The 24,938-nt window shown below is 43.7% G+C and carries 16 protein-coding genes; 4 read left to right on the top strand and 12 right to left on the bottom strand.

Features of this window, described 5'->3' with window-relative positions; all coding sequences use genetic code 11:
• Positions 1 to 316: 316 nt before the first annotated feature.
• The 3 genes from E5S67_RS01650 to E5S67_RS01640 form a co-directional block, all read right to left on the bottom strand.
• Positions 317 to 1,783, bottom strand: a complete 1,467-nt coding sequence (locus E5S67_RS01650) for a response regulator (protein WP_172184842.1) — start codon at positions 1,781 to 1,783, stop codon at positions 317 to 319.
• Between the two features lie 220 nt (positions 1,784 to 2,003).
• Positions 2,004 to 4,217 carry a hybrid sensor histidine kinase/response regulator gene (locus E5S67_RS01645; protein WP_172184840.1) on the bottom strand — a complete coding sequence of 738 codons (2,214 nt, stop codon included), beginning with the start codon at positions 4,215 to 4,217 and terminating at the stop codon, positions 2,004 to 2,006.
• Positions 4,218 to 4,996: 779 nt separating this feature from the next.
• Positions 4,997 to 5,710, bottom strand: a complete 714-nt coding sequence (locus tag E5S67_RS01640; RefSeq protein ID WP_172184838.1) for a DUF1997 domain-containing protein — start codon at positions 5,708 to 5,710, stop codon at positions 4,997 to 4,999.
• Between the two features lie 121 nt (positions 5,711 to 5,831).
• Between E5S67_RS01640 and E5S67_RS01635 the strand changes: the two genes are divergently transcribed.
• Both E5S67_RS01635 and E5S67_RS34340 read left to right on the top strand, forming a co-directional pair.
• Positions 5,832 to 6,491 (top strand): NAD(P)H-binding protein, encoded by a 660-nt coding sequence (locus E5S67_RS01635; protein WP_172184836.1) that lies wholly within the window; start codon positions 5,832 to 5,834, stop codon positions 6,489 to 6,491.
• 137 nt (positions 6,492 to 6,628) lie between these two features.
• Positions 6,629 to 7,936 (top strand): glycoside hydrolase family 24 protein, encoded by a 1,308-nt coding sequence (locus tag E5S67_RS34340; RefSeq protein WP_343045283.1) that lies wholly within the window; start codon positions 6,629 to 6,631, stop codon positions 7,934 to 7,936.
• Positions 7,937 to 8,065: 129 nt separating this feature from the next.
• Here the strand turns inward: E5S67_RS34340 and E5S67_RS01625 are convergent, their stop codons facing one another.
• Positions 8,066 to 8,458: a hypothetical protein gene (locus E5S67_RS01625; protein ID WP_172184832.1), complete on the bottom strand. Its 393-nt coding sequence runs from the start codon at positions 8,456 to 8,458 to the stop codon at positions 8,066 to 8,068.
• Positions 8,459 to 8,730: 272 nt separating this feature from the next.
• Here E5S67_RS01625 and E5S67_RS01620 point away from each other — a divergent pair, with 272 nt between their 5' ends.
• Positions 8,731 to 8,928 carry a hypothetical protein gene (locus tag E5S67_RS01620; protein ID WP_172184830.1) on the top strand — a complete coding sequence of 66 codons (198 nt, stop codon included), beginning with the start codon at positions 8,731 to 8,733 and terminating at the stop codon, positions 8,926 to 8,928.
• Positions 8,929 to 9,173: 245 nt separating this feature from the next.
• Here the strand turns inward: E5S67_RS01620 and E5S67_RS01615 are convergent, their stop codons facing one another.
• On the bottom strand, positions 9,174 to 9,422 hold the full coding sequence (locus E5S67_RS01615) for a hypothetical protein (protein WP_172184828.1): 249 nt from the start codon (positions 9,420 to 9,422) through the stop codon (positions 9,174 to 9,176).
• A 162-nt stretch (positions 9,423 to 9,584) separates the two neighbouring features.
• On the bottom strand, positions 9,585 to 9,929 hold the full coding sequence (locus E5S67_RS01610; protein WP_172184826.1) for a Dethiobiotin synthetase: 345 nt from the start codon (positions 9,927 to 9,929) through the stop codon (positions 9,585 to 9,587).
• Between the two features lie 349 nt (positions 9,930 to 10,278).
• Here E5S67_RS01610 and E5S67_RS01605 point away from each other — a divergent pair, with 349 nt between their 5' ends.
• The gene (locus E5S67_RS01605; RefSeq protein WP_172184824.1) at positions 10,279 to 11,739 is read left to right on the top strand and encodes an SGNH/GDSL hydrolase family protein; all 1,461 of its coding nucleotides are present in this window, start codon (positions 10,279 to 10,281) and stop codon (positions 11,737 to 11,739) included.
• Between the two features lie 454 nt (positions 11,740 to 12,193).
• Here the strand turns inward: E5S67_RS01605 and E5S67_RS01600 are convergent, their stop codons facing one another.
• From E5S67_RS01600 to E5S67_RS01575, 6 genes are all read right to left on the bottom strand, one after another.
• Positions 12,194 to 13,738 (bottom strand): hybrid sensor histidine kinase/response regulator, encoded by a 1,545-nt coding sequence (locus E5S67_RS01600; RefSeq protein ID WP_172184822.1) that lies wholly within the window; start codon positions 13,736 to 13,738, stop codon positions 12,194 to 12,196.
• The gene (locus tag E5S67_RS01595; protein ID WP_172184820.1) at positions 13,738 to 19,665 is read right to left on the bottom strand and encodes a hybrid sensor histidine kinase/response regulator; all 5,928 of its coding nucleotides are present in this window, start codon (positions 19,663 to 19,665) and stop codon (positions 13,738 to 13,740) included. Before E5S67_RS01595 ends, E5S67_RS01600 begins: the two co-directional genes overlap by 1 nt.
• 1,348 nt (positions 19,666 to 21,013) lie before the next feature.
• Positions 21,014 to 21,832 carry an MlaE family lipid ABC transporter permease subunit gene (locus E5S67_RS01590; RefSeq protein ID WP_172184818.1) on the bottom strand — a complete coding sequence of 273 codons (819 nt, stop codon included), beginning with the start codon at positions 21,830 to 21,832 and terminating at the stop codon, positions 21,014 to 21,016.
• Between the two features lie 240 nt (positions 21,833 to 22,072).
• Complete coding sequence (locus tag E5S67_RS01585) at positions 22,073 to 23,110, bottom strand: patatin-like phospholipase family protein (protein ID WP_246276576.1); 1,038 nt, start codon at positions 23,108 to 23,110, stop codon at positions 22,073 to 22,075.
• A 75-nt stretch (positions 23,111 to 23,185) separates the two neighbouring features.
• Positions 23,186 to 23,821 (bottom strand): methylthioribulose 1-phosphate dehydratase, encoded by a 636-nt coding sequence (gene mtnB, locus E5S67_RS01580; RefSeq protein ID WP_172184816.1) that lies wholly within the window; start codon positions 23,819 to 23,821, stop codon positions 23,186 to 23,188.
• 190 nt (positions 23,822 to 24,011) lie between these two features.
• Positions 24,012 to 24,680, bottom strand: a complete 669-nt coding sequence (locus tag E5S67_RS01575) for an HAD-IB family phosphatase (protein ID WP_172184814.1) — start codon at positions 24,678 to 24,680, stop codon at positions 24,012 to 24,014.
• Positions 24,681 to 24,938 lie beyond the last annotated feature (258 nt).

The raw sequence follows: 24,938 nt of genomic DNA, 5'->3' as shown, positions 1-24,938 counted from the left end.
AAATGTCAATCAAATGCTTAAGCTTCGGTGCGCCTACCTTAACGGATCAATATCCGTTTGATGCTCAAAAGCGCAAAACCGGGATGCTCCCAATGCCGTGTCATACTCCCCGCGCCGGACACGGCAATGGCGTGTCCCTGCAGATGCTCGGGTACTTTTCTGAATTGGTATAGGTTTGTAGGCAGGACTTTAGTGGTTGTGTGCGCTAATAAAGAGGACTGAAGTTTTCACTACGAACTGGAGTATTTTAGCTTCGCTTTTGCTTTGATGTGCGCTAATAAAGAGGACTGAATTACTCACTACGAACAGATTCTATTTAGATCATTTCTGAGCTGCTACTTGCAGATATCAAACCTAGTTTTTCCTGGCAGCGGTTTATATAAAAACTGACGACTGTATCAGCAGGGTTTTGTTCGATTAGTTGCTGAAAATATTCCAAGGCGGCGACAAATCTTTCGGATTGCCATCCTTGAATTCCTTTGTCAAATAAAACCTGGGTAAGCTGCTTTGCTTCAGAGTCGGGAGAGGAGGCGGCCCAGATTTCGTAGATTTCTATAGCTTGCTGCTTGCCACGCGGAGTTACTCGATCGATCCAGCGATAGTAATAATTGTTCCTTGGCAAATCGCTGTCGGCAGCAGTCGCCCGAGAAGTAGAAATAATAGTCTCCTGTGTTTCCGCTTCCAAATCGCACTTTAATAATAGACTTTCTTTTGAGTTTGAGTTGGGACTTATACCATTTAGAAATTCTCTCGCATGAACGATCGCATTTTCGCTAACAATAATTTGGCAGCCGTATATTTTAGTTAAATTTTCTAGCCTAGAAGCTGTATTGACTACATCGCCGATGACTGTAGAGTCCATGCGGCGATCGGAACCCAAAGTGCCGATCATGCCTATACCTGTGTTAATTCCCGTACCGATATTGACTGGAAATTCTAAATTGTATTGGTGGCGGCTCGCATTAAATTCTCGTAAAGTTTCTTGCATTGCTACTGCGGCTTCTATCGCATCCATAGCGTGAGAATTCGGCTTGTCAAATACTGCCATGATTGCATCGCCTAGGTATTTGTCAATAAACCCGCCGTGGGATGTTATGCAATCGTTCATTTTAGTAAAAAAAGCGTTCAGCCATTCAAAAGTCTCGCGAGCTTCTTGAGATTCTGCGATCGCAGTAAACCCGCGAATGTCGCAAAATAAAATAGTCAGCTCTTCTTCTGTGACATTGCCCAACTGAATAGATTCTATTCCTTGCGGCGCAATTCGTCCGAGAATTTGCTCCGGCACAAATAGCTGAAATTTTTCTGAAAGATATTCGTTTGCCTCCCAAGCTGCGGCGATTTGCTGCTTGCTTTGCTCTCTGACTTGCTGGTTGAATTGGGAAGATACAGCTTGCGCTCGCATTTGACTCAACTGCAAAATATTTTCAACTTTCGCCAGCAGCAAGCGACTGTTAAAAGGCTTTGTCAAATAATCATCGGCCATCATTTCTAAGCCTCTAAGGCGAGATGTATCGTCATCGAGGGCAGTCAAAAAAATTACCGGTACAGTTTGCAATGCCGTATCCTTTCGCAGGCTATCGCACACATCAAAACCGTCCATCTCCGGCATCATAATATCCAGTAAAATTAAATCAGGTCGAGATGCGCGGGCCAGGGAGAGCGCTTCAGCCCCAGATTGCGCCGATACTGTGGCGTATCCTTCCAGGCGCAATAACTCTTCCAGTAAAATCAGATTAGCTGGCTCGTCATCAACCAACATGATGCAGGGCGACTTGTTTGACATGGAATATATATATTGAATTTAGCTCGGGACTTGCGGGTGGGCTACCTCGAAAACTGGTTAATTCGTATATTTATCGTTAATAAACTCGATATTTTTCGTAGGAACCGGGTTTCTGAGGCAAGTGTGCGCAAGTCCTATAGATATTTATCTACTATTGAGTTTAACCTTTCTTGTTATCAATTATAATAAATGGCAGTGCTGGGATTACAAATGATTATTGTTAGCTGAGAAAAGAACGAACAGTAGCGATCGTCAAATTCAAATCCAGCGGCTTGCTCAAATAAGCAGAAGCCCCAGCTTCCAAACATCGATCGCGGTCACCGGGCATCGCCATCGCCGTCACCGCAATCATCGGTACCGACTGCCAGAGAGGATCTGCTTTAACTCGGCGCATCAACTCAAAACCGTCAACATCCGGCAACTGAATGTCCATCAAAATCAAATTCGGCAGCAACTCCGGGGCAGTAGAGGCGGCGAGAATACGATCGACCATCGCCTTCCCATCCGCGAGTATCTGTACCTCGTACCCCTCCAATTCCATCACCTCAGAAATTAACATTTGGTTAAAAGGCTGGTCTTCGACAACCAAAATCCGCTTCCTGCCAATTCGTAAAGCAATCGCAGAAGCAGGGACTGGCTTGGAATCCAAGGCACAAGAAGCAAAGTTTTCCAACTCTTGACGCATCTCCGTCAAAGGCAGCCAAACGCGGAAAACACTTCCCCGATCGCAAACTGATTGAAAAGAAACAGTCCCCCCGTGCAATTCTGCCAGTCGCTTCGTCAAAGCCAAACCCAAACCTGTACCTTCGTGGCGCCTAGTCAGCGAAGAATCCACCTGTTGAAAAGGTCGAAATAGCAAGTGCCAGCGGTCTTGAGGAATGCCGATGCCGGAGTCTTTCACCTCAAAACACAAATAAGGAGTGCTGGCATTTACAGGAGAACAATCCGGCCGATAGTCGTCGTTTATTTCGCTGCCATAGGCCAGACGCCCGATGAGTTTAACTTCTCCCTGCTCGGGGGTAAATTTAATGGCATTGGAAAGTAAGTTGATCGCAATTTGTCGCATTCGCCGTTCGTCGAGCCAAACTTTAGTGATGCGATAGTCGAGTTCTAAAGATAAAGCTATCCGCTTTTTGTCTGCCCGAGGCTGCATCATTTTCAAACAGTCGGTCGCGAGTTCGTGAACGCGAACCGGCTGTAAGTTTAGTTCTACTTTCCCGGCTTCTATTTTAGAAAGATCCAGAATATCGTTGATTAGCTGCAACAAGTGCTGGCCGCTTTTTTCGATCAGTTCTACATAGTTGATTTGTCGATCGTTCAAGGGTCCGGCAAATTGCCGCAGCAGCAAGTCAGAAAAGCCGAGAATGCTGTTGAGAGGCGTCCGCAATTCGTGAGACATCGAGGCTAAAAACTCGGATTTCAACTGAGAAGAATACTCTAATTGTTTGTTAACTTGGCGCAGATTTTCTTGTGTCTGAGTCCGCTCGATCGCCGCCCCCAGAGTCCGGCAAGCAGCCTCCAGCACTTCTTGGTTGAGGGCGGTTTGCAGTTTTTTGACGTTGCGGGACTCCAGCGTCAGTACGCCGATAATCGTGCCGTTAGTAGCTGCGATCGGAAAAATGCCCAGTTGTCCGATTCCCGGATGCCGAAATTCCGGCACGGCATTGGGATGTTGGGCATAATCCTCGACGAACAAAGGTTTACCAGTTTTCACTACTTCCCACAGCAAACCTATGCCGTAGGGAATGCCTTTGTCGAGCAATTCTTGCATTCCTGCGGCGACTGGTTCCCCGTAAGTAGCCAGAAATTCACTAGAAACTTGGTTGTAAATCGCCGCCGCAAACCGATCGTTTCCCTTGCCGCTAATCACCTTGACATCTCCGAAAGATGCATTCATTGCCTCTACCAGATAGGTGAGGGCAAAATGACCTATTTCTTGCAAACTGTCAGAGTTTTGCAGCCGTTCAGTTAAACCTAACAGAAATGTCAGCCGCCGGACTTCTGCGTTCAAGCTAGCTTGGGAGTTTTGGTATACCGTAACGTCTCGAAAGATAAACAGCCGTCCGCCGCTGTTGGTAATCGTGACGCACACCTCCAAACAAACCGCATTGGATTGCTCGAAATAATATGATAAACTTCCATTCTGAGATTTTTCCAGTGCTTGCTTAAACTGTTGCCACTGCTGGACTGACAAGTAACCCCGATCGACAATTTCCGCAAACAGCACATGGCACTTGGGCTTTGTTGCGAGCCATTCTGGGGACATTCCCCAAGTTCCGGCCAATTTTTTGTTAAACAAAACTAAGCAGTCCGACGAGTCGAACAGAGCGATCGGATTGTCTACTTGATTGAGAATCAGTTCTTGGTCTGCTTTCAACTGCTGCCCGTCTATCTCCATTTTCTCTGTGTCTGTAGCTCTTAGTTTTGTTGTCATAACTTTTTACGGATATGGCAAGAGTTCTTTGATAACCCTTTACTTAATGTGACATAATTTTAGGTTTTTTGGTAGTGAGCGGGAGCGATCGCTTTTGTGATCTGAGACACTTGCTGGTTTCGGAGGGCGATCCGAGCCAGCTTAGAACTGCATCGGCTACACTACTTCATCATGAGGTAATAAAAAGGGAAAGCATGATGACAGAAGGAGAATCTTGTAATAACAATGCTGTCGAAGTTGATTGGCTCTGACTTGAAACTATTGTGTTTCACCCTGTGCTAAGTTTACCCAGAATAAAAACTAATTGGCCCGATCGTAAAAGAGCATATGTCAAAATGCAATCATGACCTTACCCTTAAACTGTATTAGCAATAACTTGGTTATTTCGCTTAAATGGTCAAGCAAATGTTGCGTTCAATAAAACAGGGGTAAGGTGCGCCCTAAGCACGCGAAGGAAGTGATATCGTTTTTGGTTGCATCGGTATTGTTCAACTGTGCAAACAGTCAGTTGTTCCGAAAGCATAATTTTAGTCAACAGTCAACAGTCATCTGGCTCGTGCAACTGCAATTGATATGATATCAGTTTCAAAAAAGCAACTGTAGGGCCGTGTTCCCCAGCCATACACAATCAGTTATTCCCACTTCTTTAATCTAAAATAGTTCGCCTGAGCGCTCGCGCCGAAGTCTAAAATCTCAAAAAGTATGATTTATTACGCTCGCACTTATGAGTAAGGTGCGCAGTGCGCACCCTACAAATGTGAGTTAGAACGCAAGTCTTGTTAATGTTTATGAGGATTTTTCGGAAAAGGAATCCCCAAACTTTCGTGAAACACAAGCTGAGTTTTATAAGTCAAGCGGCGGTTAACTTGTTTAATAATTTTTTCCAAAAGCGCATCGCCGGTTTTTTCTATTAAAGGTTGAGACATCGATCGAATAAACTTGGGAAAGCAAACCCCCACAGCCAAATCCAGCTTCCACGCAGCACTGGTAATAGCAGGCGGCAGCTTAGCACGTTCCGAGCTCGGCCAATCGGCGGCAAACTCCTGAGACGGTATCTCCACTAGCTTCATCGCCGATCGAAAATCCACCTCATACCCCGGCGAGGTATAATTCGGAACCGGAATAGTCTTAATCAAATAGCAGCCTTCAGCGTCAGGAGGCAGCAACTCTAAACCAATTCTCGCTTCAACGCAGTAGCCAAAAGCCCCAAAACGCCCGATTAATAAATCATAGCCGTTTTCGCCGAGCGGCTGGGCCTTCATCGGCGAAGCGCACTGGCAAAACCAAGTCTTGTGGTTGTTCAAATGCTTCGCCACCGTCTCCGCATCCGCGTACATCTCCATGCTGTCTTCAAAATGTGTGTGAAACCAAATCGGCTCAACTTCCTCTCCTGCCTCCGCGCTGCCACTTTCCGGCTGTCGGAAACTCGCATCTGCGTAGTAATTTTCGTCAGAAGCTTCAAAAGTTTGATATTCAGCGGAATCCTGCTTCATTGTATGCTCTCCTGTTATACACGCCAATCAATCTGGTTGGGGATGTGTTAAGGAAGTTTCCTCCCTACAATTGAGAAATTGATAGTAACAAAACTTACCCTAGTTCAGCATAACTCGACTTATGAAAGCATTTGTAGCAGGAGCCACAGGTCAGACTGGCCGCCGAATCGTCGCAGAATTGGTCAAGCGAGGCATTCCCGTGCGCGCTTTAGTTCGAAATCTAGAAACAGCTAGGCAAATTTTACCACCGGAGGCTGAGTTAGTGACTGGAGATGTATTAAATGCGACTTCCCTGGGCGATGCCATCGGCGATAGTACGGTGTTGCTGTGCGCGACAGGGGCAGCCCCTGGTTTTGACCCAACAGCGCCTTACAAGGTGGATTTTGAAGGTACTAAAAATTTGGTGGATGCAGCTAAGGCTAAGGGAATTGAGCATTTTGTGCTCGTGACTTCTCTGTGCGTCTCTAACTTTTTTCACCCGCTGAATTTGTTCTGGCTGATTCTGGTTTGGAAAAAGCAAGCCGAGGAGTATTTGCAAAAAAGCGGATTGACTTATACGATCGTCCGTCCGGGCGGTCTCAAAAATGAGGATAATTCAGATGCGATCGTCATGGCTGCTGCGGACAAACTATCAGACGGTAGCATTCCCCGCACTAAGGTAGCCCAAGTGTGCGTGGAGGCGCTGTTTCAACCGACTTCTCGCAACAAGGTTGTGGAAATTGTGGCGAAGTCGGAGGCTCCGCAAAAGAGTTTTGAGGAGTTGTTTGCTGCTGTGATTTGATTGAATTAGGCTCGCTTGGGTTCGGTGCGTCAGACAAAAAACACTTTGATGTGGGTCAAAGATTGGGGCTGACGCACCCGACACCAATTTTCCGATCGCCAAATCTGGCAAAATCTTAATAGTTTTACTATTCGCCGTTGAAATTTCCCTCTCTCAGCATGAAAACTCTCAAGTGGCCAGCTTGGTTCCCCTATCCGATTTCGTGGTTAAGGGCATTTGCTCTCGCTCAGAGTTTTAGTTTTGTCCTTCGCAGGGGCATTCCTTTTGTCAGCGACGATATCGGCTTTCTGACTCTACTGCTGGCGGCTTGGCTGATTCAGTTACCTTTGTTTTCTATTTGTCACTTTTTAGTCGTCAAAATCTTAAATCCCTTACTAATTACGCTGCCGAGCCGCTTTCGCGTTGCGCGCAAGTTCAAGCGCCGACGCACTGGTATGCGATCGCACTTGCGAGAAGGCTTGAATGCTGTTGTAGTGATTTTTTTTGCATTCAATCTGTCGCTGTTGGTGCAACTTGCGATTTTTTATTGGCCAGCGCGATCGATCGATCCGGCTCAATTACTAACAGGAATATCTACTCTAACAAATGTTGCGATCGCCGGTGAATTCGATTTCTGGCTCATCAAATTGGCTGGGGTTTTATCGAGTTTAACCCTGTTAGCCGCGCCGCTATATCAATACGATTTTCGGGTGCGCCGGATGCGGGCGGCTCGAAGATTAGCCGAAATTGCGGAAATAGAAATGACTTGGCTAGAAGCTGAGAAATTGAGCCGTCGAAAAAGGGGTTTGCTGAGGCAATCGGAAATTCAAATACTCGGATTTCTACTTTTAATCGGGGCTGTGATTGGCGGCGGTGTTTTTTTTGTTGCCAATTTGCGGGGAAATCAGCAGTTGTCACAGTCGGCGAGTGAGGGGAGAAAATTGCCGCCGCTGGCTATGAAAACCGGCGATCCTTACATTCGAGCCTTAATGCGTACTATTTCTGCTAGCGAGTCGAATGTTTCTCGGCCTTATCACGTTGTTTACGGGGGCAAATATATATTAGATTTGAGCCGCCATCCTGACTGGTGCGTGAAAATTGTTAATGGCCCGAATCGGGGCAAGTGTACTACGGCCGCGGGCAGGTATCAATTTCTGACTACCACTTGGAAGGAGAAAGCTAAGCGCTATCAGGCCCGTCCTGCTAATTTTTTATTTTGGGAAGATTACAGTTTTGAACCCGAAGATCAGGATGCTGTGGTTTATGCTTGGTTGAGCGATCGCAAGTTTTGGAAAGCTGATATTTCAGAAATGCTGCGGCAGGAAAGATTAACTGAGGTATTGCGGATGCTTTCGGGAACTTGGACGAGTTTGGGATATGGAATTGAAAACAATTCTATGAGTTCTAGTTTGCCGAAAGTCTACCGGGAAATGCTGCGGGAAGAATTGGAAAATGCTGGTTCTTAGAGAGTTAAATCTTTGCGGTTGACTGTTGACTGTTGACTGTTGACTGTTAATTGTTAACTCTTAACGAATGTTTTTGGTTATTAACAAGCCAAAGCGATTAAAAAATAACCACTAACAAGTAACGAGTAACTAATCCATCAATTTTGGTAAAAAGGCTGTTAGGCATTTGTACAATTCTAATCCCGGCGCAGCTTGCAGCGGATAAAGCTTGTCGAAATTAATTGGGTTTCCCCGTGATAATTTCCACTCGGTTTGCTGTGCTGTTTTCGGGGAAATTTCGATCGCTACCGTGATGTTAATAATGTTGTTCTGCTGGGGGATTCCCCGGAAGCAGTAACTTTTTCCCGTGCGTTTGTCGGAATCGCTGCCGGTGATGTATATATCTTGTTTGCGAAATTGGATTTCTCGAAAAGGTCGATCGAGCACAAAGGAGTCTCGGTAGCGGTAGTCTCCGTCGGGTAAGCTTTGGACAGTCGGCCTGATTTGACTTATAACTGTTACTGGACTAAAAGTTAAAATCATAGATAGCAGTTCCTGCTGTGACAACGGCGATTGTAGGGGCGATCGCCTTTTTGCTTGCTGGTGTCTGTGTCGTTGCGGGCGATCGGCTTAAACAAACGCCTCGTGTAACAAATTAATAAGAGTTGTTATGTAGTTTAAGTTGATCCCTACTGATCGTGAATAATTATTTCATGATTTCATCTCTATTACCCATCTGAGGAACAATAGAAATATTGAGCAAGCCCTGAGAAATTTTACGGGCGCATATCTAGGGATAAACAGAGGATACTGCTATGTTTGGCCGGACGGGAAGAACAAAAAATTTAGGGCTAGTTGAAACCGAAAACTCGGAACTGCGAGGCTCTATCACCTCGGCGTCTAAAAGTATCCGCACTGTCCGATCGCGAGTTTACAAAGATGAGGCTTTGGTGTCGGCTGCGCTGGCGGAACTGCCAGCTCTTTTGGCATCCCTCGAAAGCTTTCGCGAGTAGTAAAGTTTGGCTTTTCTCTTGCTATATATGGCGCGTTGAGGTTTGTGATAGTGACTGCAAACCAAGCAGGGGCTGTGTTGATTGCACCTACAATCCTCCTCGATTTGAGTATAGTTTTGCTGTACTGCGGTCGCACGGAACGCAGAAACCTGGTTGTTTACACAAAAACATTTTTACAGCGCTTTGTCCTGGTATAAAAACCCGGTTTCTTGAGTTTTTGTCCGTAAGTCCTGTGTTAACAAAATTTATTTGTGAGTGTCATCGGGTGCGAGCGATGCCTCTACCTTTTGGGAGGAACGGCTTAACATAGAGTCGTGCAGGTGTTCACTGTGCTGCCGTTCTTGAGCCATTAATTCTCTGGCTTTTTCTTCAGTAATTCCCTCGCTAGGTGTTTCTAGCTCGTGGGAGGAACGGTTGAGCATAGAGTCTTGTAAGTGTTCGCTATGCTGCCTTTCTTGTGCAATTAGTTGTCTAGCTTTTTCTTCTGCGTTCATGAGTAGTTTCTCCAATTGCTTGTTAGAATCGATTCTTATATTAAGATGCCACAATTCGAGGGTAAATGTAGCAAGATTTACAGATTTTTTTACAAAAATTTGTATAATAAAAAGTTGAGTCTGCTGGCGGTGGGTATCGGGAGGGGTGGTTGCCGAGCTAAATTATTGCCAGACGCCGGAAAAGATATTCTTGACTGCGATCGCAATTCGATTTAAGTCTTCTTTCAGCAACGGTGGCCAAGAAACTCCTTTGCGCAGTCCTGCTTCAAATTGCTGCAAACCTTCTACTGACAGTAAATGCAGTGCCGAGATTAATTGTCGATCGAGCATTGGAGATTCTTGCAGGCCCTCAAACAATATTTTTAAAGCTAATAAAATCGATGTCACCTGTCCGGGTACGGGAGGCTGACCTTGTTTGAGACGCATCAGGAAGGCGTCGGGATTTTTCTTGGTTTCCAGGGCGGTTCCTTGGTCGATCAGAAAACTGCGGGCTGTTTTGTAATCCATTTGACGTGCGATCGATCTCTGGCAATTAATTAGCTGGCATTATATCACTTTATGTCTCGCTCAATTTGGTAATATATTTCGATACAGGCTAAACTACAGCTACTCGTGAGGTGCGCCAGCCCAGTACCCGGAAGCTACTCGTGAGGTCGCATTGTTCAGTACCCGAAAGCTCTAGTGAGGTGCGCATTGCGCACCGTAAAGCTACTCTTGGTAAGCCCAGGCTTATCTAAATTTTACAGTCAAGTTTGATGAAGTTGTTGTGGGTGGGCGGGACGCCCGCTCAAAAATATAATTTAGATACCCAACAGCTTAGTTATGGGTGGGATTTAAAGAATGGAAAAATAAAACAATGGCAAAACAGCAAGGAAATAGCAGAAAATCAAAGATTTATCGCTACTTGTGGCTGCTTTTTTTGTGTCTGAGCTTTCTGTTAGTTCCGCTCATCAAAAAAATAGCGGCTGATACGCCATTTCCCCCGCCTGCTCCTATTGAAAATAATGCTACTTTTGGAGCTAGGATTCAAAGGACGATGGGGCTACTTGCTGCAAGCACTCCAACAGACCGCCGCCAAGTGCGTATTCTATTCTACGGTCAATCCATCACTGAGCAAGATTGGTGGAAAGATGTAGCGAAGGATTTGAGACAGCGATTTCCCAATGCAGATTTGATTGTGGAAAATCGGGCGATAGGAGGATTTTCTGCCCCGATTTTAATCCGTCCCAGCGAACACGATTTGTATCCTTTTTATCCAGACTTGCTCATTTTTCACGTCTACGGAGGCGGTGAAGATTACGAAGCCATAATTGCCAATGTCCGCAGCCGCACTGCTAGCGAAATACTCTTGCATTCAGACCACATCGACTGGATGCCGACAGGCAACAGCGACGATCCAAATTCAGTCAACAGATACGAATGGCACAACACTCATTCTACTAAATGGCTGCCTGAGTTAGCCGATAAATACGGCTGCGAAATCGCCGAAATTCGTGAACCTTGGATGCGGTATTTGAAAGATAATCGCTTGCAGCCACAACAGCTATTAAGGGATGAAATTCACCTCAACGATTGGGGAAATTTTCTCCTAGCTGCTCTGATAAAACCGCACCTGCGATACAAGCCAAATTCTCCTCAACCGGCTCAGGATTTAGTGAAAAACTATAAAGTTGGCAACGATGTTAAGTGGAAAGATGGCAAATTGGTTTTAGAATTTGAAGGAAATAGAATAGATGCGATCGCCGATAAAACCTTCAACGGCAACGCAATTTCTGCTAGAATTGCGATCGACGGCAAAAAACCCTCAGAATTTCCTGAACTTTACAGCATCACCAGACCTAGCCTTAGTCTTGGCGTCGCTTGGCCGGCTATTCTCCAAGTATCCAGTCAAAAACCGCTAATCGTCGAAGATTGGAAAGCCGTAATTACAGAGATTAACAGCGACGCCAGCAAGTTTAAATTTGACGTTGTAGGTTCTAAAACAGGTTACGACGGCAGCGGTACCAACGACGAAATGTTTGTCTCAAACTCGGGCCGCGTCGTGATTGAAGCGAGAAACTGGTGGCTGAAAAATGCCTATGAATACTCTAAAAAACAGACGCCTAAAGGCTTTGAGATTTCCTGGCAGGTGCGGCCGATGTTTGTTGATTCATACGTTCCGTCACAAATTGCAGATTCAAGCCGCGAATACCCTACAACACTGGCTCAGAACTTAAGCAACTCCAAACACATCCTCGAAATCGTCCCCGAAACAGATGGGAAAGTTCCAATTCAGGCAATTCGAGTGTATCGCCCTCCTTATATTCCTGAACCATGAATTAGGACTTCATTCTTTACTGCGAACTGAATTTATGTAGGGTTCCATACACACCGCACCTTACCTGAGAACAGCGGTTCCCGCTGTTCTCAGGTACAGTAGCAACAATTAGTTTTCCCAATTTCTTAAATGTTAAGGATTCATGTTTGTTAAGGTCAGGGTTAGGGTTGCATTTAATTTTGTCTCAGTTGCATTTAATGTGCTTTAAAGTTTGGCTTCAGTTGCATTTAATGTGGTTTCAAAAAATTTCTGGTTGCGGTGTTGAGTGATTCTGATTGCGGTTTCCTACATTTAGGCCCATTTACGCTCTGCTTTGTCAGCTTTGAGAATAGCTCTAATTTTATAGATTTGTGTACTGGCTGCCATAAAATATGAAGTTATTTACTGCGTATAAAGCCAGTTTTGGATTTATTGGGGCTTAAAATTTGTTTAAGTCCCGTTAAGTTAAAGTCACCTAAGAAATCCCCAAAGCTGTTTCAGACATCGGAATCAAATTGTTAGCAAATAATCGCTGGTGAATTGGAATATCAATAATAAAGTGTGCCCCCTGATTGGGAGCTGAAATACAATTGAGCTGACCACCGTGTTTCTCCACTACAATCTGATGCGAAATTGACAACCCAATACCGATGCCCTTCCCTAGAGGTTTAGTAGTAAAAAATGGCTCAAATAGGTGTCTGCTGATATCTTCTGTCATCCCAGACCCGTTATCCTTAATCTGGATTACTACCCGATTGCTGTCCGTAACTTCAGTGCGAATGAAAATCTTAGAGGGATTGGCTTTCATTTCACTTAACGATCGCGTCGAATTGTAATCATCTAGGGCATCAATAGCATTAGCGACAAGATTCATAAACACCTGGTTAAGCTGACCAGCATAACACTCTACCAGAGGCAGATTGCCGAATTCTCTGACCACCTCTATCGGAGGTCGATCGCCTCTTCCTTTAACGCGGTTATGCAAAATTAACAGAGTGCTATCAATACCCTGGTGAATATCCACTGGTTTCATCTCAGATTCATCTAAGCGCGAGAAGATTCGCAGCGACTGAATAATTTCGCGAATCCGGTCTACACCTACCTTCATTGAAGTCAGCAGTTTAGGCAAGTCTTCAACCAAAAACTCCAGTTCCATCTCGTCTATTTTATTTTCAATTTTTGCTCCAGAAAGGGGGAATTCCTGCTGATAAAGATTCACGAGTTCAATCAGACTTTTGGTATAGTCATGGGCGTAAGAAAGATTTCCAAAAATAAAATTAACGGGATTATTGATTTCATGAGCTACACCTGCAACAAGCTGACCTAGAGAAGACATTTTTTCGCTCTGCACAAGTTTAGTCTGGGTCAATTGCAATTCGCGAAAAGCTTTTTCTAAGCATTGAGCTTGGGTTCGCAATTGAGCTTCCGATTGTTGCAATCCCGCCTCTGCTTGCAGACGCTCTTGAATCTCCTGTTTCAGTAATTGATTGGATTGGAAAAGTTCAGCCGTCCTCTCCTCAACTCGCCTTTCCAACTCCGATGCCAGCTTCAAGAGGGAGGATTCCGCTTTGACACGCTGTTCAATTTCTGCTTGCAAGCACACATTTTTCTCTAGGAGTTTCTTCGACAGGTTGCGCAGCTTCATGTGGACATTAACGCGAGCTAAAACCTCTTCGTGCTGAAGAGGCTTAGTGATATAATCAACCGCACCAAGACTCAAACCTTTAACCTTATCCACCGTATCAGCAAGAGCCGTCATAAAAATTACAGGAATGTCTCTCGTTAAATCATTGGCTTTCAAACGGCGACAAGTTTCAAACCCATCTATTCCGGGCATGAGCACATCCAACAGGATCAGATCGGGCGCGGCATATTCGACCTTCTGGAGAGCACTTTGCCCATCCCTAGCTACCAATACTTTGAAGCCAAAATCAGCCAAAAAATCGAACAGAACACCTAAATTAGTCGGGGTGTCATCTACGATTAAAATAGTGCTTTGTTCGGGAAGTTCGTTATTCATTATTTTGCAGTCCTATATTTCTTAATAAACTCCAAGATTTGTTGTTCTTCAAATCCTTTTGCTAACTGGCGCAGATGGGTAGCAAACGGCACCCATTGCTCATTGAGTTGTTCTAACTTTGTAGCTTGCTCCGCAATGCCTCGGAGATCGCCCATCATAGCTAGATTGAATAAAACGGCGATTTCCTCATCGGGGGGAGCTACAAGTTCAGAACTTAGAGATTTTTTTTCTCCTTCTGCTTTCTTAATTTCTTCCAAATTTTCTTCATAAATCCATTCTAACTCTAAATGAGTACGTAATTTTTCTAAAAGCTCCTCTATTCGTATCGGTTTGGGAATAAAATCATTGCAACCTACTTCCACACTTTGTTGTCGATCGAAATCAAAAACGCTGGCCGAAGTAGCAATCACCACTAACTTAGTCTGACCTGGTGATTTGCGAATCCGGCGGGTCGCTTCTAAACCGCTCATTACTGGCATCATCAAGTCCATTAAAATACAGTCTGGTTTAAAATCCCCCGCCTTGTTTAAACAGTCCTGACCCTCCGTTGCTTCCAGAATTTCAAATCCTAACGGCTGAAGCATTCCCGCCACGATCGAGCGATTCTGCCACTTGTCGTCAGCTATCAGAATTTTTCGCTTGCCGCCTTTGAAACCAACGATTGTGTGGGCATTGGCTTTTGCTGCATTAGTCGCCCATTCCGATACCTCTGGCAAATCTAAATCGAAGCAGAAAATGCTCCCTTGTCCTAATGTACTCTTCACCTTTATTTCACCGCCCATCATCTGGACTAATTGGCGGCTAATTGCCAGTCCCAACCCGGTTCCTTCAACCTTGCGATTGGCATCTCCTACTTGGTGAAAAGGCAAAAATATGTCTTGCAATTGCTCTGGTGCCATACCAACTCCGGTATCTTCCACTTGAAACCGGATTTTGCCATCCTGATATCCTACTTTGAATGCCACCCCACCTTTTTCGGTAAACTTAATCGCATTGCCGAGCAAATTGATTAAAACTTGGCGCAACCGTTTTTCATCACCCTGGACGGCAATAGGTAGTTGGGTAATTGGCTCGTAAATCAGGGAGATTCCTTTTTGTTCTGCCCGAATATTGCAAATTTCAGCAATGCCTTCCAAAAATTCTGAGAAATGGAAATTACTCAGGTGGATTTCCATTTTTCGGGCTTCGATTTTGGACAGGTCTAAAATATCGTTAATCAGGGTTAAGAGGTGTTCGCCACACTGACTAATGACGTTCAGACCATCTTTTTCCTGGTCAGCCAAGTTTTTTTGTCGTTTCAGGATTTGGGTGTAACCCAAAATGCCATTAAGTGGCGTTCGGAGCTCGTGGCTCATATTAGCAAGAAACTCACTCTTAGCAGAGTTGGCGGCTTTCGCTAATTCTTCTGCTTTTTGTAAATCGATATTTTTTTCTTGTAACTCTTGCGTTCTTTCTGCCACCTTCGCTTCTAAAGTAGCGTTGGCTGCTTCCAAATCGTTATAAAGACGGGCATTTTCAATAGAAATAGCTGCTTGAGAAGATAAAAGTTGTAAAACTTCTAAACGATCGGGAGTAAAAGCACCAGTTGTGAGATTATTTTCTAAGTAAAAAATGCCCGTAAGTTTTCCTTGATGAACGATTGGAGTACATAATACTGACTTGGGTTTTTGGTTGACGATATAAGTATCCGCTGTGAACGTTCCCTCACAACTCGCATCGTTTAATACAACATTTTCCTGAGTTCTGGCAACATAGTTAATCAAAGATATGGGTATTTTCTGACTTTTTTCGACGGGTATTGTTTGCAGCACTTCTACCTCGCTCTCTACGGTTCCGTAAGCTTCAATTAGTAGATTGCCAGCTTTTTCTAAAATGAAAATACCACTTTGAGCCCCCGCATTCTCGATCGCAATTTTCATCAATTTCGCCAACAGCTTACTCAGTACAATTTCACCAGAAAGAGCTTGAGATGCTTTGATCGCAGTAGCTAAATCTAGAGAGCCTGCACTCCCTCCACTCGTCGAGGTAGTTGTCATCGTGACCTGGCTACGTTGACTTTCTGGCTTGGCTATCCGGGAAAGTATTTGAGGATATCTGGCTTCTAAATCTTTGACTATAGCTTTCGCTCCCCAGCGACTATATCCGTAGTAAGCATCGGTTAAATAAATCCGAGCAATTTTATCTTTAGCGCGGGAAAAATAAAACTCTGCTGCTAGTTCGTTGGCTAATGCTTCTTCTTGGATATATCCCTGTTCTTTGGCTCCGGCTATGGCGCGATCGTAATAATCACCCGCTTCTAAAGGTTGTCCCAAAATCCGCGCTTTTTCTGCTTCTACTAAGTCATACTTATGCTGGAAATTGCACGACGCATGGAACGCCCAAGTCTTCATTTTTTCTTGGTTTGCTGCTACTTCACTTAAATATTGTTCTTTCTGGCTTGGCTGTGCTTTTGGATACAGTGCTAGGAGGGCAAGAGAATGATAGAAGTTGTAGATGGCATTCTGGCTCAATCCCACGCCGGAGCTGGCATATTCTGATACTAAATTGGCGCTGGCTACTGTTCGACCATAATCTTTAAATGAATAAAAGAGAATTGTTTGGGCTACATAGTAAAAAAACAGCAAAGTCCCATTATTGGACTCTCGGAAGATAGGCACCATTTCCTCTTCATTAAAATTCTCGCCAATCAACCGATATTTATCTGGGGCTTTGCCAATAAAATTATGAACCAGTTGCTGGTAAATTTTTATCCCAAAAGTATCGTACTCTTGCTTAAATTTGATGGCAATAAAGACATATTTTGCCTGTTCGCGTTCAACTTTTTCCAGCTCTTCTCCGCTAAAAAAGAGTAGAAAGCAATAATTTACAGCACAATGACAAGCACATTCTAAATCTCCGACTTCAAAGCCACTGTGCATGCCAGCCATTAAAGAGTCTAAGCTATTTCTATTAGGCTCTTTCCAGAATCTCACAGTAGCGTTAAACATTAAAGCTACTTTACACTTGAGTGAGTTAGCCTCAAATTTTTCCAACAAAACAACGGCCAATTTGCTAAATTGATATCCAGAATCTATATCCCCCATTGGCCCACATAGAAGAGACCCATAAAAAACGTAGGCGTAAGCGGATTCGGGTGAGTTTCCATACTTGACAGATAAATTGATCATCGTAAATACAATCAACGGCAGCATTGCTCCATTCGCAAGATAAGCCGCGATGACGATGCTCGTTAATATCCGCATAGCCGCAAGTTTATCAATATCTGTCATTGGCGGCAAATCAACTAAATCTTCAATAATCAGTTCTTCAGGGGGTTTTTGTTCCAGGGAAATACCAAACATTTCCAGAACGCTAATTCCGGTATCTATGGCAGATTGCGCCCGGTTTTCAGCGATTTCAAACTGAATTTTTAGTTCATATACCTTGATTTTTTCTAGGATTGTTTTTGCTTGTTTGATTATGACAACAGACAACTGTTGCGATCGTTCAAAGTTGGTGGTTATAAATTCTGCTTCTGCTGCTTCTAAATAGAGGTTCAAAGTCAGCTCGTATTGACTCTCCCAGCTATCAGCAGCGAGGAGACCCAAACCCACATTCAAATATTTGACAGCGGATTCATAAGCTGTTGCTGCTTTAGCTTTCTGTCCGGCGATCAGATTGAGTTCTGCCAATTCATATTTTTCCCACTCTAAAATGAGTAAATCGGTTCCGTAATTTAGTTGGTTAACCAGTATAAAGATATTTTCTTTTTGTTCTTCAGGCGTTGTGCAATGCAGTAGTAGTTGACCGATTTTTAGGTGAGCTTCTTTTTTCTGCTCGTCGGGAATTAGAGAATAAGATGCCTGTTGCACTCGGTCATGCAAAAACTTGTAGGTGACATTAAACTGTTCGGTTGACTTTTCTGTGGATGTTTCCGAGTCAAATAGCAGGGGAATTTTGTAGGAATTATTTAGCGGCAGAACGAAACCAGCTTGTAGCGCTTCCCATAAATCCCTTGCCGTGTCAGGCTGGGATTTTTTATTAGCAATTGCCAAAACTTCTAAACTGAATTTATCTCCGATACAGGCAGCTAATTTTAAGACTTTCTGCGTCGGGGACGACAGCTTTTGAATCTGGCTAACCATCAATTCGACTACATTATTGCTGATCTCAATTCCTTGAAGCTGTTGAATATCCCACTTCCAGCAAACTCGATCGAAATCAAAGGATAGGAGTTTGTCTTGATAAAGGGATTTGAGAAGTTGAGTTAAAAAGAAAGGATTGCCCTGGGTTTTCTTAAAAACTAACTCAGCCAGGGGCAAAACTTCAGAAATTTGACTGCGAAGGGTTTCGCTCACTAATTGGTTGACATGGGAAATATCCAAAGCTTGGAGGATAATATTATTTACTATCGCTTTGCTATTTTGAATTTGCTCTAAGGTATAAATTAAGGGATGAGTGGAACTGACTTCATTATCCCGATAAGCCCCAATTAATAACAGATATTTACTATCTGGATCGGTCATAATTAGCTGAATGAGTTTCAGGGAAGCGGAATCTGCCCACTGCAAATCATCTAAAAATACAACTAGGGGGTGTTCGGGTTTACTAAACACCTGTATAAATTTTTGAAATACTCGATTAAATCGGTTTTGGGATTCCGCTGACCCCAAGGTTGGCACCGCAGGCTGTGGGTCAATAATCTTTTCTACTTCGGGAATAACATCAATAATAACCTGGCCATTGGCACCAAGTGCTTCGAGAATTTTAGCTTTCCAAATTACTATTTTATCTGAATTTTCCGTAAGCAGTTGCCGCAGCAATCCTTGAAATGCTTGAATTAAAGAAGCATAAGGAATATTCCGCTTAAATTGGTCAAATTTACCAGAAATAAAATACCCTCGTGCCCCGACTATAGGTTTATCAACTTCATTAACCAAAGAAGATTTGCCGATACCTGAATAACCGGAAACTAGCATCATTTCCGTTGTCCCAGCACTGACGCGAGCGAAGGCTTCTAGCAAACTAGCAACTTCTCTTTCCCGTCCATAGAGTTTTTGCGGAATCAGAAATTGGCTGTAGGAATCTAGTTGACCTATAATAAAGTGGGAAATTTCTCCTGAAGAAAGTATCTGCTGGCAGGTTTCCAAGTCAACTTTTAGTCCCAAAGCACTTTGATATCTATCTTCAGCGGTTTTAGATAATAATTTCATTACAATTTCAGAAACTGCATCCGGGATTTCTGAATTCAGTTCTTTCGGTGGTATTGGTGCTTTAGCTATATGGCAGTGAACGAATTCTAGAGGGTCTTTTGCGGAAAAAGGTAGCTTACCCGTCAGCATTTCATAGAATGTAACACCAAGGGAGTAAAAGTCGGTGCGGTAGTCCACTGAGCGGTTCATTCTGCCGGTTTGTTCCGGCGACATATAGGCGAGAGTTCCTTCTAACAAGTTGGGATTTGTTACGGTTTGATTTTCTCGATCTAAGAGAGAAGCAATGCTAAAATCAATGATTTTTACTTCCTTTGTCTCTGGGTTAATTAGGATATTTTGGGGCTTAATATCTTTATGGATCACATTACTATGATGGATCTCTCCCATAGTGTTGGCTAACTGAATGCCGATTTTGAGAAATGCGTTTATAGGCAAGGGTTGATTGTTGAGAAAATCTTTCAAAGATTGACCGCTAAAATTTTCTACAATCAGCGCTAAGCTGTTATGATAGTTTTCTAAGGCTATGGGTTTAACTATTCCTTCACTGTCTAAATGTTTGAGGATTTTATGTTCGTGTCTTAAGCGGGAAATTTCTTCGATTGTCGGATGCTCGGTCTTGAAGGTTTTGATAATCGCGGAGGTTCTATCAACGTGTCTTGTGGCGCGATAAATAATAGTATTGACACTTTCGTAAATAGCTTCGCTTAGGTTGTAACCGAAAAAGCTAGGGTTCATATGTGTAATTTCACTGATGATAAATTGAAGAGCCGAGGGTATCTCAGTAGGTATATCTCAGTAGGTATACTGATATTTATGACTAATTAAAAAAATCTTCAAATGCACTACAAACAAGTATAATCTAAGGTTTTTAAATGTTTTTTGAAGTTTAACAAATCTAAATATAAAAAAAACTAATACAGGGGAAACCCCTGTTATGCGGTACAATAAATAAAAATAAAATATGCTTGGTTAGTCAAAGCTAATCAAAGCATATTCCCTCGCTCTCCGAGAAAAAATAGTGACAGCACATTTGGCAGAAAAAATGTCAATTAGAAAAGTAGCCACCAGATTTTAGGGAGCCTAAAAGTCTCGTCTAACAACAGCCACGAGGAACAACAAAGGGAGGGAAATTTACAGCCGAAACAGAGAGGAAAACCGAAATTCAGTCATCTGACTAATGCGGAAGCATTGGTCAAAGCACTGCTAACAGCTCATCTTGATACCACTTTGGTGGATTTATCTGAATTATTTGCTATTAAGACCGGAAATTGGGTGAGTCGGACGGCAATGTGTCGCTGCGCCGCAGAAATTAGGACTACATCGTAAAAAAAAACCTGGTACAGTAGGCAAGCCGCGACAGAAAGACTCCAAAAATTAAGAGTGGAGTATTGGAACAAGAGCAAAGATATGGAGGCACAAAACAAGCGTATTTTTCGAGGAAACCGGGATTCTACTGAGTGCGACCAGAACTCATGCCCGTTCACAGCTAGGGACAAGAGTATCCAACCTAAAGCCATTTTATCGAGGGGCACTAATTTACAGCCCCTGGCGCAATTAGTATTAATAAATTGCTGGGGTTAATGACAGTGAAAGATTCAACTGAGCGAGCGGCATTGTCGTATTTATTGAGCAGTTTTTATGTCATCAATTATGACAGTATTTGTAGCAGTAATGGATAATTTACCCGCCCATAAACTAGCATCTATTTTGCGCGCAATGATTGAAACTGTAGGTGCGAGTGTTATTTGTTTATCCCCATACTCTCGCCTATTTTAATCCCCTTGAACAATGAATGGTTGTCACAACTCAAATATTTTTTGCGGAGATTCGATCCAACTACCACGTCCATGACTGATATAATAATTGCAGTTGCCGTTAACAAACATGAATTCTAAACATTTAAGAAAGTGGGAAAGCTAATTGCTGGCACTGTACCTGATAACAGCAATTCTCGCTGTATTTCTTAGTTTTTTAGAAAGGAGCGAAAGTTTGTGTATGAGCAGTTTTAACCGCCGAGTATTATTAAAGAGTTATTAACAAAGGCATGATATAACGGTTGTTCTATAGCCCGTGCAACTCTCGATTAACCCCCGTTTCTCATAATCCCCAACTCGTGAAACATCAACAGCGATAAAAACAAATCAGCCACAAAAATAAACACCCACGAAGTCACCACCGCCGCCGTTGCAGCTTGGCCTACCCCTTTCCCTCCGCCCGTCGTCGTCAACCCCCAACCGCAACCGACAAGGGCAATTATTAACCCAAAAATAAAACTCTTAATCGCCACATTAACTAAATCCCAAGGCCCCAAAAAAGTCCGCACCGATTCCAAAAATACCGACGGTTCCAACTCGTAAAAATTAACGGCCACAAACAGCCCGCCCAAAATTCCCACCGCTACCGAAAAAATTGTTAACACTGGCAGCATGATGCAGCAAGCTATCACCCTCGGCACTACTAAATAATCAACCGGATTGGTTCTCAACATATACAGGGCGTCTATTTGTTCCGTCACCTGCATCTCTCCTATCTCCGCGGCAAAGGCCGAACCTACTTGTCCCGCCACCACGCCCGCCGTTAAAAGTGGTGCTAATTCGCCGCAAAATGCCAGAGCAAAAGCACCTCCCACCGCCCCAACCGCGCCAAAGCGAACCAATTCTCTGGCCGATTGAAAGGTAAAAATCATGCCGCCAAAAAAGGCTATTAGCAGCACGGAGCGGAAGGAATCCAGGCCTACTGTTACTAAATGTTCCATAATTTGGCGGCGGTCAATTTTGCCTTGGAATATCCGCAGCAGCACTTGGCCACCCAGGAACAGCGTCACTAAAAACCGCTGAAACCACCTGCTATTGAAGGTTTCATCTAAATGTCGATCGCGCTTTTCTTGGCATTTTTTAACCAATGACTGATGGCTCGCGATTAATTGCAAACAGGGCGAAGCACTGCCACATAGAGATTTTCGGCAATCCTACAGCAATTATTGCACGACTTGTCAACATATTTTTTCAGTCGACCTGCCCTGCGGTTGGTGGGTTTTACCATTTTAGATTTTAGATTTGACATTGGGACTGGTTGATTATGTGGTAATCATCAGTCATTTCCAATTATTCAATTAAAAAATCTAAAATCTAAAATCCTATGACTACTCGGCAAGCAACAAGTCGATAAACTTATCCAACTGTTCATTATATTTTTCGGCTTGATCTTTGCCAATTCTCAACAGTTCCGATATCTTCCCTTCCGAGGCATCATCAATCGGCAGCGGTTGTTCGTGGCTCAAATCTGGACTAATTCTCAAATATTGATTCGGTCTTTCAACCGCATCATAAATTTGGATTATTTGATAATTTACAGTTTCCGCAACTCCGGTCATCATGATATTAATTAAAGGCTCAACCCACTCTACTTGACCCCAATTTTTTACATCTTCGTAGGGGAATTTTTTCTGAGCTTCTCCCGTCCCCAAGGATAAAATTACCATATCTTTTGCTGTCGGCCCTTTGTCGGGGCGATCGTCAGGAATTCTGAATTTATTTCTAACTTCAGCATAGGCACAAAGCGCGGGATTGTTTGCGAAAACTCCCCCGTCAATTAAAGCGTAGGACTCGTTTGTCAAAGAGTAGATTTTGGTAACTTCAAAGTAAGAGGGAGCGGCCGATGTGGCTCTGGCGATATCTCTAATAAAATAGTCTTCTGCTGGATATTGTTGAGCATCTATTTTATCGAAAAAGTGAGCTTTTCTCCTTTCGATGTCGTAACTGCAAATTAAACAAGGTTTCAGCAGTTCGCTGAGTTTGCAATCTCTAAAGTTTTCCAAAAAGAATTTTTCTAAACGATCGCTGGGATATTTCTCATCTATCAAACCGTCTATAGATTTGAGTTTTTGCCAAAATGAACTCTTAAAAACGTCGCGGCCGCTCTCAATTGAAAAATTAAGAGCGTCTTCAGCCGACCACCGAGGCCTGGTGGGATTTTTGGCATCGGGACACAAATAGATGCAAGTTAAAATTCCTCCCGCACTCGTGCCGGCGATTAAATCAAAATAGTCAGCTATTCTCGCATCTGGGTTGCCGCTTTTTTGTTGCAGCTTTGACTCAATGCTAACTAAAACTTGCGCGGGTATAATCCCTCTAATTCCCCCTCCATCTATGGATAAAATTCTGGTATATTTAGCCATCATTGTTGCCTATTTTCGATGTTTGCTGGTTTCCTAATCTCAAATTCCAAAGCCTCCAAATTCATGCACCGCTCAATCTCAGCTATCCCATCTCAAATCTAAATTTAATTTGTGGGCTGCGATCGTATAGCGAAAAATGTATTCTACAATTTCTACGTAATTGTAGGCGGCGGCTGGCGAGTCTGCCCAGACTGTGATGCCGTGATCGCGAATTAACAAAGCTGGTACAGACGGCGCACAAATGGCAAAGAATTCGCAAATTGCCTTGGCTATTTTAGGGACTTCCAAATAATTTGCAAATAGGGGTATCGCCACCTGCGGGTTTTCCTCCCATACCCCCAAACCTTTCAGCATTTCGATCGCGGGTAAAGGCACTGCATCTCCTGCTGCTAGCCGAGATACTAAATTTGCCTCTATCGAGTGAACGTGATAGCAAGCTTTCGCGTCTGGAAAACAATTGTAAACGGCTAAATGAATGCTGGTTTCGGCCGAAGGGCGGCTGTGGGGAACAGGTTGCTCGACAATTGCGCCGTCTGAGTTCATTCGGATAAAATCTTCTTCAGTTAACTGCCCTTTCGCGCGGCCACTAGCAGTAATCCAGAAAGTGCCATCTGGTAAGCGGGCTGAAAGATTGCCAGCAGTCCCAACCATCCAACCGCGATCGTAAAAATGTTTGGCTGCTGCAATTAAATCCGATCTCAAATCGCCACTCATTCTTTACAAATCCTCAGCTTTTAATCTACTTTTTACGTTAATAGGAATTGCCCTGCCCTATCTAAACGTAGGGTGATGCGTGCAAAGCTTACCAATACATATAGCTCTAAACGTAGGGTGTGCCATAAGCAATTTACTAAATACACATACCGCATAGTGCGATTTTTTTGGCGCAATTCCTAGTTTAGTTTCAATTCCATTTCTGGGACAAACTTTCCAACACGTCAAAAAAATTATCCCATTTAGTATAAGGCTTTTGCTGTTCGTCTAGATACTCGGCAAGCCGATCGCGCGCAAACACCGACGAAGCCTGCAAAGCCATATTAAAATCCGTCAGCGAATCTCCGATCACCACTTGTTCCTGGGCCGGGTGCTGGCCCATCACCCGCACCTTAGACACCAATTCCGTATCTCCTTCAAACTCAGAATTGACTTGCAAGCGAGGGCCGCTAGCGTCCACATCCACAGCGTAAATAACGCTCGCCCGGTGTACCAAATCGCCCATTACCGTCTCTACCATGACGCGAAGACCGCCGGACACGATCGCAAAATCCACTTTTCGCTCGTCCAAAAAATCCAGCAATTCCAACAATCCCGGCCGCATCAGCCTTCCCCTAGAAAATTCCACAATTTCCCCGTAACATTCCGAGGGAATAGACTCTAGTAACTGTCGCACTCCCGATCGCAAACTCAGTCTTCTAGCGTATATTTCAGGCATCAGTTGAGACGACAGTTCCGGTGCGAAATGCTTGAGCATTGCCACAAAAGTTTCTTCAACAGTTATCGTGCCGTCAAAGTCGCAGAATACCACCCGTTGCTGATTGTTCGGGATTGAAGATTTTTGCTTGTCATCGGTCATTCGATTTTAGATTTTAGATTTTGGATTTTGGATTGACCCCACGGATAAATTCGGGGGCTTGATGATTTTAGATTTGAGATTTTGGATTGATTCCACGGATAAATTACGTGGCGGGTACCATCAAGAAATTTTTGGTCATTGTCAGTCGCACAAGAGAGAGAACTGGAAAAGTTTACACAATTTCTCGTACACTGTCGAGCGACAGACACCCCGACAGCCAAAAACTAATAGCTGCGCGCAGTGTTTTGGCAATCGTCC

The organism is Microcoleus asticus IPMA8 (assembly GCF_013179805.1).
GTDB classification, from domain to species: Bacteria; Cyanobacteriota; Cyanobacteriia; order Cyanobacteriales; family Microcoleaceae; genus Microcoleus; species Microcoleus asticus.
The sequence above is the reverse complement of the archived record's forward strand: the minus strand, read 5'-3'. Positions and strand labels throughout refer to the sequence as shown.

Coding starts and splice junctions, on each gene's coding strand:
- E5S67_RS01600 (WP_172184822.1), bottom strand. CDS start 13,738: ATGAATAACGAACTTCCCGAACAAAGCACTATTTTAATCGTAGATGAC.
- E5S67_RS01635 (WP_172184836.1), top strand. CDS start 5,832: ATGAAAGCATTTGTAGCAGGAGCCACAGGTCAGACTGGCCGCCGAATC.
- E5S67_RS01645 (WP_172184840.1), bottom strand. CDS start 4,217: ATGACAACAAAACTAAGAGCTACAGACACAGAGAAAATGGAGATAGAC.
- E5S67_RS01610 (WP_172184826.1), bottom strand. CDS start 9,929: ATGGATTACAAAACAGCCCGCAGTTTTCTGATCGACCAAGGAACCGCC.
- E5S67_RS01640 (WP_172184838.1), bottom strand. CDS start 5,710: ATGAAGCAGGATTCCGCTGAATATCAAACTTTTGAAGCTTCTGACGAA.
- E5S67_RS01650 (WP_172184842.1), bottom strand. CDS start 1,783: ATGTCAAACAAGTCGCCCTGCATCATGTTGGTTGATGACGAGCCAGCT.
- E5S67_RS01615 (WP_172184828.1), bottom strand. CDS start 9,422: ATGAACGCAGAAGAAAAAGCTAGACAACTAATTGCACAAGAAAGGCAG.
- E5S67_RS01585 (WP_246276576.1), bottom strand. CDS start 23,110: ATGATGGCTAAATATACCAGAATTTTATCCATAGATGGAGGGGGAATT.
- E5S67_RS01575 (WP_172184814.1), bottom strand. CDS start 24,680: ATGACCGATGACAAGCAAAAATCTTCAATCCCGAACAATCAGCAACGG.
- E5S67_RS01625 (WP_172184832.1), bottom strand. CDS start 8,458: ATGATTTTAACTTTTAGTCCAGTAACAGTTATAAGTCAAATCAGGCCG.
- mtnB (WP_172184816.1), bottom strand. CDS start 23,821: ATGAGTGGCGATTTGAGATCGGATTTAATTGCAGCAGCCAAACATTTT.
- E5S67_RS01595 (WP_172184820.1), bottom strand. CDS start 19,665: ATGAACCCTAGCTTTTTCGGTTACAACCTAAGCGAAGCTATTTACGAA.
- E5S67_RS01605 (WP_172184824.1), top strand. CDS start 10,279: ATGGCAAAACAGCAAGGAAATAGCAGAAAATCAAAGATTTATCGCTAC.
- E5S67_RS01620 (WP_172184830.1), top strand. CDS start 8,731: ATGTTTGGCCGGACGGGAAGAACAAAAAATTTAGGGCTAGTTGAAACC.